The sequence below is a fragment of the Compostibacter hankyongensis genome, assembly GCF_039541075.1.
In the GTDB taxonomy this organism is placed as follows: domain Bacteria; phylum Bacteroidota; class Bacteroidia; order Chitinophagales; family Chitinophagaceae; genus Compostibacter; species Compostibacter hankyongensis.
Window position 1 is genome coordinate 389,244 of record NZ_BAABFN010000022.1, and the last position, 13,961, is coordinate 403,204.

General features: G+C 54.7%; 18 protein-coding genes and 1 tRNA gene. 5 read left to right on the top strand and 14 right to left on the bottom strand.

Going from position 1 to position 13,961, the window contains the following annotated elements:
• Positions 1–17: 17 nt before the first annotated feature.
• The 12 genes from rpsC to ABD851_RS17810 all read right to left on the bottom strand — a co-directional run bounded on the left by rpsC (position 18) and on the right by ABD851_RS17810 (position 9,247).
• Positions 18–764, bottom strand: coding sequence for a 30S ribosomal protein S3 (rpsC, locus tag ABD851_RS17755; RefSeq protein WP_344981842.1), 747 nt, complete (start codon positions 762–764; stop codon positions 18–20).
• 36 nt (positions 765–800) lie between these two features.
• Entirely contained in the window at positions 801–1,181 is a 381-nt protein-coding gene (gene rplV / locus ABD851_RS17760; protein ID WP_344981844.1) for a 50S ribosomal protein L22, read from the bottom strand.
• Positions 1,182–1,226: 45 nt separating this feature from the next.
• Positions 1,227–1,493, bottom strand: coding sequence for a 30S ribosomal protein S19 (rpsS, locus tag ABD851_RS17765; protein ID WP_344981846.1), 267 nt, complete (start codon positions 1,491–1,493; stop codon positions 1,227–1,229).
• Positions 1,494–1,511: 18 nt separating this feature from the next.
• Complete coding sequence (gene rplB / locus ABD851_RS17770) at positions 1,512–2,342, bottom strand: 50S ribosomal protein L2 (RefSeq protein ID WP_344981848.1); 831 nt, start codon at positions 2,340–2,342, stop codon at positions 1,512–1,514.
• Positions 2,343–2,407: 65 nt separating this feature from the next.
• Positions 2,408–2,707: a 50S ribosomal protein L23 gene (gene rplW / locus ABD851_RS17775; RefSeq protein ID WP_344981850.1), complete on the bottom strand. Its 300-nt coding sequence runs from the start codon at positions 2,705–2,707 to the stop codon at positions 2,408–2,410.
• A 12-nt stretch (positions 2,708–2,719) separates the two neighbouring features.
• Positions 2,720–3,415, bottom strand: a complete 696-nt coding sequence (gene rplD, locus ABD851_RS17780; protein ID WP_344981852.1) for a 50S ribosomal protein L4 — start codon at positions 3,413–3,415, stop codon at positions 2,720–2,722.
• 1 nt (position 3,416) lies between these two features.
• Positions 3,417–4,040: a 50S ribosomal protein L3 gene (rplC, locus tag ABD851_RS17785; RefSeq protein WP_344981854.1), complete on the bottom strand. Its 624-nt coding sequence runs from the start codon at positions 4,038–4,040 to the stop codon at positions 3,417–3,419.
• A gap of 73 nt (positions 4,041–4,113) precedes the next feature.
• Positions 4,114–4,419: a 30S ribosomal protein S10 gene (gene rpsJ, locus ABD851_RS17790; protein ID WP_344981856.1), complete on the bottom strand. Its 306-nt coding sequence runs from the start codon at positions 4,417–4,419 to the stop codon at positions 4,114–4,116.
• Between the two features lie 255 nt (positions 4,420–4,674).
• On the bottom strand, positions 4,675–6,819 hold the full coding sequence (fusA, locus tag ABD851_RS17795; RefSeq protein ID WP_344981858.1) for an elongation factor G: 2,145 nt from the start codon (positions 6,817–6,819) through the stop codon (positions 4,675–4,677).
• A gap of 166 nt (positions 6,820–6,985) precedes the next feature.
• On the bottom strand, positions 6,986–7,453 hold the full coding sequence (rpsG, locus tag ABD851_RS17800; RefSeq protein WP_344981860.1) for a 30S ribosomal protein S7: 468 nt from the start codon (positions 7,451–7,453) through the stop codon (positions 6,986–6,988).
• Positions 7,454–7,517: 64 nt separating this feature from the next.
• Positions 7,518–7,901 (bottom strand): 30S ribosomal protein S12, encoded by a 384-nt coding sequence (rpsL, locus tag ABD851_RS17805; RefSeq protein WP_344981863.1) that lies wholly within the window; start codon positions 7,899–7,901, stop codon positions 7,518–7,520.
• A 221-nt stretch (positions 7,902–8,122) separates the two neighbouring features.
• Positions 8,123–9,247, bottom strand: a complete 1,125-nt coding sequence (locus tag ABD851_RS17810) for a branched-chain amino acid aminotransferase (protein WP_344981866.1) — start codon at positions 9,245–9,247, stop codon at positions 8,123–8,125.
• Positions 9,248–9,349: 102 nt separating this feature from the next.
• Here ABD851_RS17810 and ABD851_RS17815 point away from each other — a divergent pair, with 102 nt between their 5' ends.
• From ABD851_RS17815 to ABD851_RS17825, 3 genes are all read left to right on the top strand, one after another.
• Complete coding sequence (locus tag ABD851_RS17815; protein ID WP_344981870.1) at positions 9,350–10,048, top strand: hypothetical protein; 699 nt, start codon at positions 9,350–9,352, stop codon at positions 10,046–10,048.
• Positions 10,049–10,114: 66 nt separating this feature from the next.
• A complete protein-coding gene (gene rdgB / locus ABD851_RS17820; RefSeq protein WP_344981873.1) occupies positions 10,115–10,732 on the top strand; it encodes an RdgB/HAM1 family non-canonical purine NTP pyrophosphatase in 618 nt (205 codons plus the stop codon).
• Positions 10,733–10,841: 109 nt separating this feature from the next.
• Positions 10,842–11,282, top strand: coding sequence for an acyl-CoA thioesterase (locus tag ABD851_RS17825; protein ID WP_344981875.1), 441 nt, complete (start codon positions 10,842–10,844; stop codon positions 11,280–11,282).
• On the opposite strand, the gene ABD851_RS18105 is transcribed toward ABD851_RS17825, so the two are convergent.
• Together ABD851_RS18105 and ABD851_RS17830 are read right to left on the bottom strand one after the other, a co-directional pair.
• Entirely contained in the window at positions 11,176–11,460 is a 285-nt protein-coding gene (locus ABD851_RS18105; RefSeq protein WP_425549967.1) for a HepT-like ribonuclease domain-containing protein, read from the bottom strand. The genes ABD851_RS17825 and ABD851_RS18105 overlap by 107 nt on opposite strands.
• Entirely contained in the window at positions 11,441–11,743 is a 303-nt protein-coding gene (locus tag ABD851_RS17830) for a nucleotidyltransferase family protein (protein ID WP_344981877.1), read from the bottom strand. The genes ABD851_RS18105 and ABD851_RS17830 overlap by 20 nt, the downstream gene beginning before the upstream one ends.
• Before the next feature lie 123 nt (positions 11,744–11,866).
• Here ABD851_RS17830 and ABD851_RS17835 point away from each other — a divergent pair.
• Positions 11,867–11,943 (top strand) — tRNA-Met (locus ABD851_RS17835).
• Positions 11,944–12,301: 358 nt separating this feature from the next.
• On the top strand, positions 12,302–13,675 hold the full coding sequence (locus ABD851_RS17840) for a Fic family protein (protein WP_344981879.1): 1,374 nt from the start codon (positions 12,302–12,304) through the stop codon (positions 13,673–13,675).
• The last annotated feature ends 286 nt before the right edge of the window (positions 13,676–13,961 follow it).

Consider the following 13,961-nt stretch of genomic DNA (forward strand, 5'->3'; position numbering starts at 1 on the left):
AATATTTAACGATGTTGCTATCTTCTTCTTCCTCCGCCGCCGTGACCGCCTCTGCCGCCGCGTCCGCCGCCGGGAGGTCCGCTTCTTTCTCCGCCTTCCTTACCGCCGACGAGGTTCGGGTTCAGATCGCGCTTGCCCAGGATCTCTCCTTTGCAGATCCATACCTTGATGCCGATCTTCCCGTATACGGTCTGGGCAAACAGTTCGGCATAGTCGATATCCATACGGAAAGTATGGAGGGGGGTTCTGCCCTGCTTGATCTCTTCGGAGCGGGCGATCTCCGCGCCGCCGAGGCGTCCGCTCACCTTTACCTTGATGCCTTCCGCACCCATGCGGAGCGCGGTGGCGATGGCCATCTTGATGGCCCGTTTGTAATTGATACGGCTTTCGATCTGCCGGGCTATGGTTTCTCCTACGATATTGGCATCCACTTCGGGGCGGCGTATCTCAAGGATATTGATCTGTACATCCGCCTTGCCCGTCAGCTTCTTCAGCTCTTCCTTGATCCGGTCCACCTCTCCGCCTCCTTTACCGATGATGATACCGGGCTTGGAGGTATGGATGGTAATGATCAGCTTTCCGAGGGTACGTTCGATCACGATCCGGGATATCCCGCCCTTGTTGATACGGGCATTCAGGTAGGTCCTGATCCTATGATCCTCGATCAGCTTGGGTGCAAAGTCCTTTTTGCTTCCGTACCAGTTGGAGTCCCAACCGCGGATGATCCCCAGGCGGTTCCCAATCGGATTCGTTTTTTGGCCCATTCTTTATGGATTGTATTGAATATGAATGATAAAATGTTATGCTTTGGCTCCGGCCTTCTTCCCTGCGGCGGACGGCTGGCGGCTGTCCACCACGATGGTCACATGATTGCTCCGCTTGCGCACCCGGTAGCCGCGGCCCTGCGGGGCGGGGCGCATCCGCTTGAGGGTGCTTCCCCCGTCTACAAACACGGTCTTCACAAACAGACCGGCATCTTCCACACGCGCCTCTTCGTTTTTCTGCTTCCAGTTGCTGACCGCGGAAAGCAATAATTTTTCCAGCGGGCCGCTCGGATGCTTGGGATGGTATTTCAGCACGTTGAGCGCTTTTTCCACCTCCATTCCGCGGATGAGGTCGGCCAGCAGCCGCATCTTGCGGGTGGAGGTCGGGTTATTTCTCAGCTTGGCTACTGCTTCCATTGCTTTGTTTATTATATGCTTGGTTGTCTTTATATCGGGCGTACCTTACTTTTTGTTACCGTGTCCTTTAAAGTTCCGGGTAGGGGCAAACTCGCCCAGCTTATGTCCTACCATAAACTCGGTCACATACACGGGGATGAACTTGTTCCCGTTGTGTACGGCAAAGGTATGTCCCACAAAATCCGGGGTAATGGTGGAGCGGCGACTCCAGGTCTTCACCACCGATTTCTTCAGGGTCCCTTCATTCATCGACAGCACCTTCTTTTCCAGCGGCTGGGCGACATAAGGACCTTTCTTGATTGAACGAGCCATAAGGTTGATTTGATGATATTATAATTTCTTTCCGTTTTTCCGTTGAATGATCAGCTTATCCGATCCTTTCTGCTTGCGTGTCTTGAGTCCTTTGGCGTATTTGCCGGTCCGGGAGCGGGGGTGACCGCCGGAGGCTTTTCCTTCGCCACCGCCCATCGGGTGGTCTACGGGGTTCATGGCTACGCCGCGGTTGCGGGGGCGGGTGCCTTTCCAGCGGTTACGGCCGGCCTTGCCCACAGATTCGAGGGCATGATCCGAGTTGGACACGGTGCCCACGGTGGCGGAGCAGGTGATCAGCACCTTTCTCAGCTCCCCGGAAGGCATCTTCAGTACGGCATATTTCTCTTCCTTGGCATTGAGCTGGGCATAGGTGCCGGCGCTGCGGGCGATGATGCCGCCCTGGCCGGGCTGCAGCTCAATATTGTGCACCACGGTACCCAGGGGCATATTCCTGAGCAGCAGGGCATTGCCCACTTCCGGAGCCACGGTATCGCCGCTGACCACGGTGCTGCCGACCTGGAGCCCCTGCGGGGCCAGGATATACCGCTTTTCGCCGTCTGCATAGCTCAGCAGGGCGATAAAGGCGCTGCGGTTGGGATCATACTCGATGCTCTTTACCGTAGCGGGGATGTCTTTTTTGTTGCGCTTGAAATCGACCTTGCGGTAGGCCTGCTTGTGTCCTCCGCCGATATAGCGCATGGAGCGCCGGCCCTGCACGTTCCGTCCGCCCGTCTTTTTCTTGGGCTCCAGCAGGCTTTTCTCGGGCTGATCGGTCGTAATTTCAGCAAATGCGTTCCCGATTCTCCAGCGGGTGCCGGCGGTAACGGGTTTGAATTTCTTTAATGCCATTTCTTCAACTTTTGCGGCAGTTGACTGCCTTTCCTTTTATAGTGCTTCCCGGCGGGAAAAGCAGCTTAGATATTTGCAAACAGGTCGATGGTCTCTCCTTCGGCCAGCTTCACGGTAGCCTTTTTGTAAGGCGGACGGCGGCCGGAGACAAAACCCGATTTGGTGTACCGGAACTTATTCTTTCCGGGAATGGTGTGGGTATTTACGGTATCCACGGTTACCCCGTAAAATGCTTCCACGGCCTTTTTGATCTCCAGCTTGTTGGCGGCCCTGGCCACAACAAAGGTGTAGCTACCCAGCTTGTCAGTCTGGTTATTGGCTTTTTCCGTTACCACGGGGCGGATCAAAATGTCTGAACTTTTCATGTCTGGGTCTGTTTACGCTTGCGCGGCGGGCGCTTCCCCGGCCGCTGCCTGTACGTCGTTGTTATTTTCGCCCGTTGCTTCCCCGCTCTGCGCAAATATCTTGGCGGCGCTTTCCGAGAAAACAAGGTAATGGCTGTTCATGATGTCGTAGGTGTTGATATCGCTCAGCAGGGCGCCCAGCACGGTAGGCACATTGCGCATGGAGCGGTACAGCACATCGTTGTATTCCGGCGTCACAAAGAGGGTACGCTTGCCGTCGACATTGATCTGCAGGTTTTTCAGCACTTTTACGAAATCCTGGGTCCTGGGCGTTTCGGGCTGCAGGTCTTCCAGCACCAGGATGCTGTTTTCCTTGGCCTTATGGGCAAGGGCGGATACCTTGGCCAGGTCTTTCACCTTGCGGTTCAGCTTGAAGCTGTAGTCGCGGGGTTTGGGGCCGAAGATGGTGCCGCCGCCGCGGAACAGCGGGTTGCGGATATTCCCCTTGCGGGATCCGCCGGTACCCTTCTGCCGGTGCAGCTTCCGGGAGGAGCCTTTTACTTCCAGCCGGGTCTTTACCTTATGGGTGCCCTGGCGCTGTGCGGCCAGGTGCTGCTTTACCGACAGCCAGATCACATGATCGTTCGGTTCCGTCCCGAAAATCTCGTCCGGCAGTTCAACGGTTCTTCCGGTCTGCTGTCCTTCCTTATTTAAAACGTTGAGTTGCATATCAGTTTTGAATTAAAACGATGGAACCAATGTGACCGGGAACGGAGCCACTTACCAGTATATAATTCTTATCCGGGAATATCTTTACTACCCGCAGCCCTTTCACCTTCACGCGCTCGGCGCCCATCTGGCCGGCCATGCGCATGCCCTTGAACACGCGGGAGGGGAACGAGGAGCCGCCTACCGAGCCGGGAGCCCGCTGGCGGTCGTGCTGGCCGTGGGAGGATTCGCCCACACCGCTGAAGCCATGGCGTTTTACCACCCCCTGGAATCCCTTTCCCTTGGAGGTACCCACTACATCTACTTTTTCGCCTTCGGCAAATATTTCACAGGTGAGGGCTTCACCCAGGGCTTTTTCTATGCTGCTGTCCGGGTTGCGGAGCTCGCGTACGATACGTTTGGGGGCTGTGCCGGCTTTGGAGAAGTGCTGCCGGAGCGCTTTGGGGGTGTTTTTTTCCTTGCGATCGCCAAAAGCAATCTGGAGGGCCTGATAACCGTCGGTATCTGCTGTTTTTACCTGGGTTACCACACAGGGACCAGCTTCGATGATGGTGCAGGCGGTCTGCTTACCATTCGGCTCAAAAATGCTGGTCATGCCGATCTTCTTACCAATGATCCCTTTCATGACTGTTACTTTCACCCAGCGCCTGAGGGTGTTTCGTGCTCTCCTCAGGATGGGCCGTTCTCAATATGTTTTGTCAGGCCTTGATCTCCACGTCTACACCGGAGGGCAGGTCCAGCTTGGACAGCGCATCCACGGTACGGGACGAGGAGGTATAAATATCCAGCAGGCGCTTGTGGGTGCTCAGCTGGAACTGTTCGCGCGCTTTCTTGTTCACGTGCGGCGACTTCAGTACGGTAAAGATCTTCTTTTCCGTGGGCAGGGGAATAGGGCCGGTTACCACTGCACCGGTGCTGCGCACGGTTTTTACGATCTTCTCGGCGGATTTATCAACCAGATTATGATCGTAAGATTTCAGTTTGATACGGATTCTTTGTGACATACGGGTATATATAAATCTGCGCTTACCACCCAATTTTTGGGACGGCAAAGGTAAGCGGATTATTTGATATTGCAAAGAAAAGCGGGCAAAGATTTTTCTGCTTTCCTGCTTCCGGACCGGGTTTTTGGCGGTTTTCCGCAAAACGCCTTGCGGTTCCCCGCAAAATCCCGGCGGCTTCCGGCAAAAAAACCACCCGGCGCAGGGCCGGGTGGACATTTATTTTCAGTATTTCCCTGTTCCGGGCACGGGGCCGGCTCAGGCGTTTACCTTGCCTTTCACCTTGGCCACTACTTCGTCGGCAATACCGCTGGGGGTCGGCGAATAGTGGGAAAACTCCATGATGGAGGTGGCACGGCCGGAGGTGATAGAGCGCAGCTGGGTCACATACCCGAACATTTCGCTCAGGGGCACTTTGGCCTTGATGACCTGGGCGCCGGCGCGGGAATCCATGCCTTCCAGCAGGCCCCGGCGACGGTTGAGGTCGCCCGTCACATCCCCCATGTACTGGTCCGGCGTGGTTACTTCTACCTTCATGATCGGTTCCAGCAGCACCGGCTTGGTCTTCCGGGCGGCTTCGCGGAAGGCGGACTTCGCGCACAGCTCAAAGGACATCGAATCCGAGTCCACCGGGTGGAAGGACCCGTCGAACAGGCGGATCTTCATGTTATCCAGCGGATAGTTGGCCAGGGGACCGGTCTGCATAGACTGCTCAAATCCCTTTTGTATGGCCGGGATAAATTCCTTGGGGATCGATCCGCCAAAGATATCGTTTACAAACTGAAGATGCTGTCCTTCATTGGCCTGCAGCCATTCTGCCTCGGCGGGCCCCATCTCGAACTGGATATCGGCGAATTTACCGCGTCCGCCCGTCTGCTTCTTGTACACTTCGCGGTGCTCGATCGTCTGGGTCAGCGCTTCCTTGTAGGCCACCTGGGGAGCGCCCTGGTTGACCTCCACCTTGAACTCGCGGCGCATACGGTCCACGATGATCTCCAGGTGAAGCTCGCCCATGCCACTCAGCACGGTCTGCCCGGTTTCCTCGTCGGTTTTCACGGTAAGGGTGGGATCTTCCTCGATCAGCTTGGCGATGGCCATGCCCATCTTGTCCACATCCACCTGGGTCTTGGGCTCAACGGCCACGGAGATCACCGGCTCGGGGAAGGTCATGGATTCCAGCACGATGGGGGCGCTTTCCAGACAGAGGGTATCCCCCGTCTTGATATCTTTAAAGCCCACGGCGGCGCCGATGTCGCCGGCTTCGATCGCATCGATGGGGTTCTGCTTGTTGGAGTGCATCTGCATGATCCGGCTGATGCGCTCCTTCTTGCCCGTACGGGTGTTCAGCACATAGGAACCGGATTCCAGCCGTCCGGAATACACCCGGAAGAAGGCCAGGCGGCCCACAAAGGGGTCGGTAGCGATCTTAAAGGCCAGGGCGGCGAAGGGCTCGGATGCATCGGGCTTGCGGGATTCTTCCTTGCCGGTATCGGGGTTGGTCCCCGTTACGGCTTCCACGTCAGCGGGAGCGGGCAGGTACCGCACCACGGCATCCAGCATCTTCTGCACCCCTTTGTTCTTGAAAGAGGAGCCGCAGAGCATGGGGATGATGGCCATGTCGATGGTAGCGTGGCGGATGGCATTATGGATCTCGTCTTCGGTGATGGTAGCGGGGTCTTCAAACCATTTTTCCAGCAGCTTCTCGTCATATTCGGCCACGGCTTCCACCAGCTTGCCCCGCCATTCTTCGGCTTCCGCCTTCATGTCTTCGGGGATCTCCACTTCTTCGTATTTGGCACCTTTGGACTCTTCGTCCCAGATGATGCCTTTCATGGTGATCAGGTCCACGACGCCCTTAAAGGTATCTTCGGCGCCGATCGGCAGCACCAGGGGCACGGGGTTGGCGCCCAGCATCTCGCGGATCTGCTTTACCACATTGAGGAAGTCGGCTCCTGCACGGTCCATCTTGTTGACAAACCCGATGCGGGGCACCTTGTACCGGTTGGCCTGACGCCAAACGGTCTCGGACTGGGGCTCCACGCCGGACACGGCGCAGAACAGCGCTACCAGCCCGTCCAGCACACGCAGGGAGCGTTCCACCTCTACGGTGAAGTCCACGTGGCCCGGGGTATCGATGATGTTGAATTTATACGTTTTGGTATCCGCAGTTTTTTCTCCCTGATGGGTGGGGAAGTTCCAGAAGCAGGTAGTGGCCGCGGAAGTAATGGTGATGCCCCTCTCCTGTTCCTGTTCCATCCAGTCCATGGTAGCGGCGCCCTCGTGCACCTCTCCTATCTTGTGGGTTTTACCGGTGTAGTAGAGAATACGCTCGGTGGTGGTGGTTTTGCCGGCATCAATATGTGCCGCAATACCAAAGTTGCGTTGAAGTTTTAGATCTGCCATGATAGTTGGAATAACAAGTAAAGCTTATTGTCTTATTTCGGGGTGCAAAGGTAGACTATTCCAGGCGAAACGTCAAATCCGGAACCGGTACAAACCGGAACAAAAAAGACCCACTGTAAACAAGTGGATCCTGTCTGTTTCACTGGGAATATCAGGCCGGTGATGATCAGAGCCTGAAATGGGAGAAGGCCTTGTTGGCTTCCGCCATCCTGTGGGTATCCTCTTTCTTTTTGAAGGCTCCGCCTTCGCCTTTACTGGCGGCCACGATCTCCTGCGCCAGCTTTTCGGCCATGCTCTTGCCATGACGGGATGCCGCATAGCGGACCAGCCATTTGATGCTCAGGGAAACCTTCCGGTCGGCCCGTACTTCGGCCGGTATCTGGAAGGTGGCTCCGCCGATACGGCGGCTTCTTACTTCCACGGCGGGGGTCACATTGGCCAGGGCTTTCTTCCACACTTCGTAGCCGTTTTCGCCGGTTTGCTGGTTGATACGGTCTACCGCATCATAGAATATACGGTAGGCGGTGCTTTTCTTTCCCTGCAGCATGATGTTGTTCACAAAGCGGGTTACCAGCCTGTCGTTGAAGCGCGGATCGGGCGCCAGCGGTAATTTTTTTGCAGCTTGTTTTCTCATTTACTTGGGTCGGTTAACAGTTGTCAGTTAACGGTTGAACGGTTTGGATCACAGACCGTTCCGGTTATTTGGCAGCTTTCTTTTCGCGTTTGGTGCCGTACTTGGAACGGCTTTGCTTCCGGTCTTTTACGCCGGCGGTATCCAGGGCACCGCGGACGATGTGGTAACGCACGCCGGGCAGGTCTTTTACACGTCCTCCGCGCACCAGCACGATGGAGTGCTCCTGGAGGTTGTGTCCTTCACCGGGGATGTAGGCGATCACCTCGATCTTGTTGGTCAGCTTCACCTTGGCGACCTTCCGCAGGGCGGAGTTGGGCTTTTTGGGCGTAGTGGTATATACGCGGGTGCATACGCCGCGGCGCTGCGGGCAGTTATCCAGGGCCCTGGATTTGGATTTGGCCCGGATAATGGTCCTTCCTTTTCTTACTAACTGTTGAATGGTAGGCATGCTCTTACCTTGATTTTTACCGGTTGCACGGTTTAAACAACTCCGGTTATTATACGAATTTGGGAGGGCAAAGGTAGGTGATTCCGGATAAAAAAGCAAAATGAAAAACAAAAAACCGGCGTGCCCGTCAAAAACACGCCGGTAACCTTAATCACCTGTTGAATCAACAGTATCGTCGGCAGGGCCGTACCGTTTCAGACGGCGCGGAGCCCTGTTTGTTTTCAGTCGATCCGCCGGCACCAGCCATGGGGATCGTTCTTGCCGAAATGCACATCCCCGAGCCGCTGCAGCAGCGCCGGAGCAATGGTCCACGCTTCCGGGCGGAACTGCAGGTGGTGCTCCCGGTAGGTCATTTCCGCCACATAGGATATTCCGGCCGCGGTGCCTGTCCCGAATACCTCGCGGAGGGTGCCCTGCCGGTAAGCCTCCAGCACCTCGTCGATGGACAGGGGACGTTCCTCCACTTTCAGCCCCTGCTCATGCATCAGCGCGATGACCGTATCGCGGGTCACCCCGTCGAGGATGGTACCTTCGTCCAGGTCGGCGGTCACCGCCGTATCGCCGATGATCACAAAAAAGTTCATGGTCCCGCATTCCTGCAGGTATTTATGCTGAATACCGTCTATCCAGAGGATCTGGTCGTATCCCTGCCGCTGCACCTCGAGGGCGGGCATCAGGCTTCCGGCATAGTTGCCGGCCGATTTGGCAAAGCCGGTCCCTCCGGGGAAAGCCCGTACGTACTTTTCCTGCACCACCAGCTTTACGGGCTTATTGTAATAGGCGCCCGCGGGGGAATTGATGATCATAAAGCGGTAGCTTCCCGAGGGACGTACGCCCAGGAAGGCATCGGTGGCAAACATAAAGGGCCGGATATAGAGGGAGCAGCCTTCCGCCTCGGGTATCCAGGCGCGGTCCAGGCTAATCAGCTGCTCCATGCCCGATAAAAAGATATCCTCCGGCACCGGCGGCATAGCCAGCCTTTCGGCGGACTTCAGAAAACGCTCGTAATTTTTCTCCGGACGGAACAGCAGGGGAGCGCCGTCCTCGTCACGGTAAGCCTTTATGCCTTCGAAGATGGATTGTCCGTAATGCAGGGCCGAGTTGGCCGGGCTGACGCTGAACTCTCCGTAGGGCACGATATGCGCCGGCTGCCAGCTGCCGTCCGCGAAATCGGCGACCAGCATATGATCGGCAAATATCTTTCCAAACCCGAGGTTGGAAAAATCCACTTCCCCGAGATGACTTTTCCGCACCCGTTCCACCGGGAACAGTCCGCCGGTCTTCCGCTCCTTCCCTTCCGCTGCTGCCGGTTTTACAGCGGCTTCCTTGGTCCCTATGTCTTCCATAAATGGTGAATTGAATTTATCTTGCAGCTTTTATTGCTTACTATTGCAAATAAACGGAATTTTTACCTGCGGAAGATCATTTCGCCTTACTTTTTCTGTGTCATGAGCTTACAGGCCCTGCCCCTCGATCCTTATTTGCTGGCCGGTATATACCGGGAGCCTTTGGTACCGGCTGTTCCCGCCGGGGAAGGATTGGACGGGGCCGGGGAAAGTCCGGATAGCCCCGGCGAAGGGTTGAATACCGCCGGGCCGGAGGCTGCTGTGGCGGACACCGCTTCCGCAGCAACAGCGGCTGCGGAGACGGAGGCTGCTCCGGGAACAGCCGCTTTGACAGGAACAGACTCCGCTGCAGGAACGGCCGCTTCGGCGGGGACAGCGGCTCCGGCGGGGACTGCCGACCCGGTATCCGAAACTTTAGCGCCCCCCCTCCGTTCCCTCGGGGGCAACCGGCGGCAGGTGCTGGTGATCGTCGAGGACGCGTCCACCGCGTTTCTGGATGAGGAACAGTTTGCCTTTTTTACCAAGATACTGGGCGCCGTGCAGCACAGCATGGCGGACATCGCCCTGGTGAACCTGGCCCACAGCCCGGGAATGAGCTTCGGGGCATTGCAGGAGCAGTTCCGTCCCCGGAAAGTACTGCTGTTCGGCGATGCCCTGGCGGAGCTGCCGGCGCAGCGCAACGCGGTGCTGCAGACAACAGAAAAGCTGCCCCTGCTGCGCACCGATACGTTGCAGCAGCTGGAAAGCGACCGGGAACGGAAGCGGCTTTTCTGGGGCGCGCTGAAACTGTTTTTTTCCTGACATACCGGGCCGGCCGCCGGAACTCCCGAACAAGCGGAACGGCCCCGGAACCATATATCTGACCTGATGACCGAACTGATTTTTGCCACCCACAATCCCAATAAGGTAAAGGAGATCCGCTCCCTGCTGGACGCTTCCGGATTCCGGGTGATCAGCCTGGAGGAAGCCGGCTTCACCCGGGAGATCCCCGAGCCGCACGATACGCTGGAGGACAATGCTTCGGAGAAATCGCAGACCATCTTCCGGCTGACGGGGAAGGATTGCTTTTCTGAAGATACCGGTCTCGAGGTGGAAGCGCTGAACGGCGCTCCGGGGGTGTATTCCGCCCGTTATGCCGGCCCTCAGAAATCTGCGGCAGACAATATCCGGCTGCTGCTGCGAAACCTGGAGGGCCACGGAGACAGACGGGCCCGGTTCCGGACCATCATCTCGCTGATCCTGGACGGGAAGGAACACCGCTTCGAAGGCGTCTGCCCGGGCCATATCCTGGAAGCAGCCACCGGCGAAGAAGGCTTTGGCTATGATCCCGTATTTGTTCCCGAGGGAGCGGAGCGCAGCTTTGCCCAGATGACGCTCGGGGAGAAAAACCGCTACAGCCACCGGGCCAGGGCCTTCCAGAAGTTGGAGGCGTTTTTGGCCCCCCGGCCCCCTAAAGGGGGTGAAAGGGTTAAAGGTGAAAGGTAAAAGGTGAAGCTTCATTGAGACCGCTAAAAAATATTAAGCCCGAAATAAACGCGCAGCGTTCACGGAGACCGCTAAAAAAATTTGTGAACGACGCAAACCAGAAACATCAATGTCCAGAATAAAGATCGAGCTTCCGGAAACCTTTTCCTTCAGCACCCACATCCCGGTACAGGTGCGGGATATCAACTACGGCGGGCACCTGGGAAACGATTCCCTTGTCTCGCTGCTGCATGAGGCCCGTATCAGGTACCTGCAGTCGCTGGGCTGCAGCGAGCTGGATGCCTGTGGTACCGGCCTGATCATGTCGGATCTTGCTGTAACTTATAAGGGGGAAGGATTCCGGGGCGATGAGCTGCTGGTGGAGATCGCAGCGGGGGAGTTCAGCAGCCGCGGGTTCGACCTGCTTTACCGGGTCGGCTGCAGGCGGGAAACCGGGACGATCCTCATTGCCACAGCCAAGACGGGCATGTTGTGTTTTGACTATTCCACCCGGAAGGTGGCCGCTCTACCCGGCGAGCTAAGAGAAAAATTAGAGGTGGGGAAGGGCTGAAAACTGGTCCCGCAAAACGGGCCTCTCCGATAATCTCTATCTGCTTGATAGTGGCAAAGCGCTTTTCAGAATTGGAAAGGAAATCATCAAGAGAAACGCCGGTAAGATAACGCTCCACCTCTACAATAGCGTCCAAAACATGTCTGATCCGGACCTCGTCATTTAGCGGACCTCTCATAAATCAATATCTTATCCCTGTCAACAAACGGCTTTATATATCTGGAAAGTCCCTGACTGCTGACAAGATCCACTTTTTTGTGTAATAAATCTTCTAGTTCGGTCTGGTAGGTAAAAAATTTCATTCCTATGGGCTGGCTATGATCCAATTCGACGAGAATGTCCAAATCGCTGTCCATATCTGCCTCATTCCTGGCATAGGAACCAAACAGATAAGCCCTTGTTACCGGTCGCCCGGCAAAAAAACGCTGAAGGGACAATTGATCTGAAGGGCTGAGTTTCATAAGGTAAAGGTAAATAATTTATCATTCCTATCTTCCCGGCCGCCCTGCCCGGCGGGCTAAGAGAAAAATTAGCGGCCAGAGAAGGTTGAATTCGGACGGAAGTTATATATTTGCACTCCTTTTGGCGAGGTAGCTCAGTTGGTGAGAGCGCAGGATTCATAACCCTGAGGTCTCGGGTTCAAATCCCGATCTCGCTACCATTCAACTGGCATTTATATAAAAGACGCATTTTATGCGTCTTTTTTTGTTGTTTTATTTATGACAAGATATGTATCGGTTCATAGTCAACAATCGAATATGGGGGGTTACGCCTCAGCCATTGCGGCCCCAAAGCCCATCATGCTAAGTTGTTGGAACAACTCACATACGGAACGTTGATGCCAAACCATCTCGATCAGTACATCCCTGCCCTGTTAAGACCAGCACTACTTTCTTCTTATGCAAGTACAATTGACGAATAAATTGTCGCGATTAACCGAATCGCGACAAAAATTGTCGCGATAAAAGGAATTGCGACAAAAATAAGCGTAATTTTGTCGCGATAAATAAATCTCGACAATGGCTAAATCAGCAAATTCAGCGAAGGATTTACGGGAAATCGTCCTTACCCTTTCCGTCGAGACAGGCGGACTTTCTATTGGTGCTATTGAAGCCAAATTAACAAACCCTCCTGACCGACGGACCCTGCAAAGGCGTTTAAAGGAATTAATAGTCTCAGGCGAGCTGGTATCCTCCGGAAAAGGACGTGCCACCAGATACGAGCTGGCGAAAGTTGCATCCGTCAGCAATCCGGACACGAACTCCGATTTACTGCCACTGTCCGGACAAGCACGGGAGATCCGGCAATACGTCTCGCAACCCCAACAAAAGCGCCAACCAGTAGGCTATAACCGGAGCTTTCTTGACAACTACCAGCCTAACAGCAGCAGTTACCTGACCAAACAGGAAAAAGAGCGGTTAGCTGGCCTGGGAGTAACCGCCCAGATGAACGCCCCGGCAGGCACTTATGCGAAACAAATTTTACAACAGTTATTAATCGATCTGGCCTGGAATTCCAGCAGGCTGGAAGGGAATACCTATTCCCTACTCGACACACAACGGCTCCTGGATCAAGGAGTGTCGGCCAACGACAAATCCGCGTCGGAAGCCCAAATGATCCTTAATCACAAAGACGCTATTGAATTTATTGTCAATACAGCCGATATCGGCTTTAACCGGTACACGGTCTTAAGTCTGCACGCACTGTTATCCAATAACCTATTGCCTAATCCGGCTGCTTCCGGCAGCCTGAGAACGCACGGCGTGGGAATAGCAGGTTCTGTCTATACGCCTACCGGTACACCCCAGCTTATTGAAGAAATGTTCGAACTGATGCTCGGTAAGGCAGCTCAAATCCTGGATCCGTTTGAGCAAGCCTTTTTTATCATGGTACAGCTCCCTTATCTACAACCCTTTGATGACGTCAATAAGCGAGTATCCCGTTTAGCGGCCAATATTCCTTTGAACAAAAAAAATCTTGCTCCACTGTCGTTTGTGGAGGTGCCAGATACACTTTACATAGACGGATTGCTTGGAGTATATGAATTGAACCGGGTTGAATTACTAAAGGACGTGTTTCTCTGGGCCTACGACCGCTCTGCCAAACAATATGCCGTCCAACGCCAGTCGTTGGGGGAACCCGACCCTTTCCGGATGCAATATCGCGATCTGATCCGTTCTCTCATCTCGGAGATCATTACCGCACCGAATTCAAAAGCGGAAGCGATCCCTATGATTCAGGAGAGGGCTCTCAAGCTGCCGGAAAGCGACCAAGAAAAATTTGTGCAAACCGTAGAAAATGAACTGGTCAGTTTACACGACGGTAACTTCGCGCGTTATTTCGTAACACCATCCCAGTTTAAAAACTGGCAGAAAATCTGGAGTACTATCTAGATGCATCGCTGCGACTCAGCTTAATGTCCTATGACAGGCTACATCAGATAATTCTTTTTAAAAGGCTGCTTCACAAAAGCGGCCTTTTCACTTTAACTTATTCATCCCGCTATTGCTGCTCACCGCTATTGCACGGGTACATATCTCGGATAAAAAAGATACCGTCAAAAGCCCTATTCCATTCGAATTTCTGTGGGTAGTACATGTGTGTAAAGCCTTTTAACTGAAACTGGCCATGATCATCGGAATGGCTTTTGTTAAAGGGCAAAAAATCAACAAATCCGTA

Coding starts and splice junctions, on each gene's coding strand:
- rplB (WP_344981848.1), bottom strand. CDS start 2,342: ATGGCATTAAAGAAATTCAAACCCGTTACCGCCGGCACCCGCTGGAGA.
- fusA (WP_344981858.1), bottom strand. CDS start 6,819: ATGGCAGATCTAAAACTTCAACGCAACTTTGGTATTGCGGCACATATT.
- rpsG (WP_344981860.1), bottom strand. CDS start 7,453: ATGAGAAAACAAGCTGCAAAAAAATTACCGCTGGCGCCCGATCCGCGC.
- rplD (WP_344981852.1), bottom strand. CDS start 3,415: ATGCAACTCAACGTTTTAAATAAGGAAGGACAGCAGACCGGAAGAACC.
- ABD851_RS17840 (WP_344981879.1), top strand. CDS start 12,302: ATGGCTAAATCAGCAAATTCAGCGAAGGATTTACGGGAAATCGTCCTT.
- ABD851_RS17825 (WP_344981875.1), top strand. CDS start 10,842: ATGTCCAGAATAAAGATCGAGCTTCCGGAAACCTTTTCCTTCAGCACC.
- rpsC (WP_344981842.1), bottom strand. CDS start 764: ATGGGCCAAAAAACGAATCCGATTGGGAACCGCCTGGGGATCATCCGC.
- rplW (WP_344981850.1), bottom strand. CDS start 2,707: ATGAAAAGTTCAGACATTTTGATCCGCCCCGTGGTAACGGAAAAAGCC.
- rplC (WP_344981854.1), bottom strand. CDS start 4,040: ATGAAAGGGATCATTGGTAAGAAGATCGGCATGACCAGCATTTTTGAG.
- rdgB (WP_344981873.1), top strand. CDS start 10,115: ATGACCGAACTGATTTTTGCCACCCACAATCCCAATAAGGTAAAGGAG.
- rplV (WP_344981844.1), bottom strand. CDS start 1,181: ATGGAAGCAGTAGCCAAGCTGAGAAATAACCCGACCTCCACCCGCAAG.
- rpsS (WP_344981846.1), bottom strand. CDS start 1,493: ATGGCTCGTTCAATCAAGAAAGGTCCTTATGTCGCCCAGCCGCTGGAA.
- ABD851_RS18105 (WP_425549967.1), bottom strand. CDS start 11,460: ATGAGAGGTCCGCTAAATGACGAGGTCCGGATCAGACATGTTTTGGAC.
- rpsJ (WP_344981856.1), bottom strand. CDS start 4,419: ATGTCACAAAGAATCCGTATCAAACTGAAATCTTACGATCATAATCTG.
- ABD851_RS17815 (WP_344981870.1), top strand. CDS start 9,350: ATGAGCTTACAGGCCCTGCCCCTCGATCCTTATTTGCTGGCCGGTATA.
- ABD851_RS17830 (WP_344981877.1), bottom strand. CDS start 11,743: ATGAAACTCAGCCCTTCAGATCAATTGTCCCTTCAGCGTTTTTTTGCC.
- ABD851_RS17810 (WP_344981866.1), bottom strand. CDS start 9,247: ATGGAAGACATAGGGACCAAGGAAGCCGCTGTAAAACCGGCAGCAGCG.
- rpsL (WP_344981863.1), bottom strand. CDS start 7,901: ATGCCTACCATTCAACAGTTAGTAAGAAAAGGAAGGACCATTATCCGG.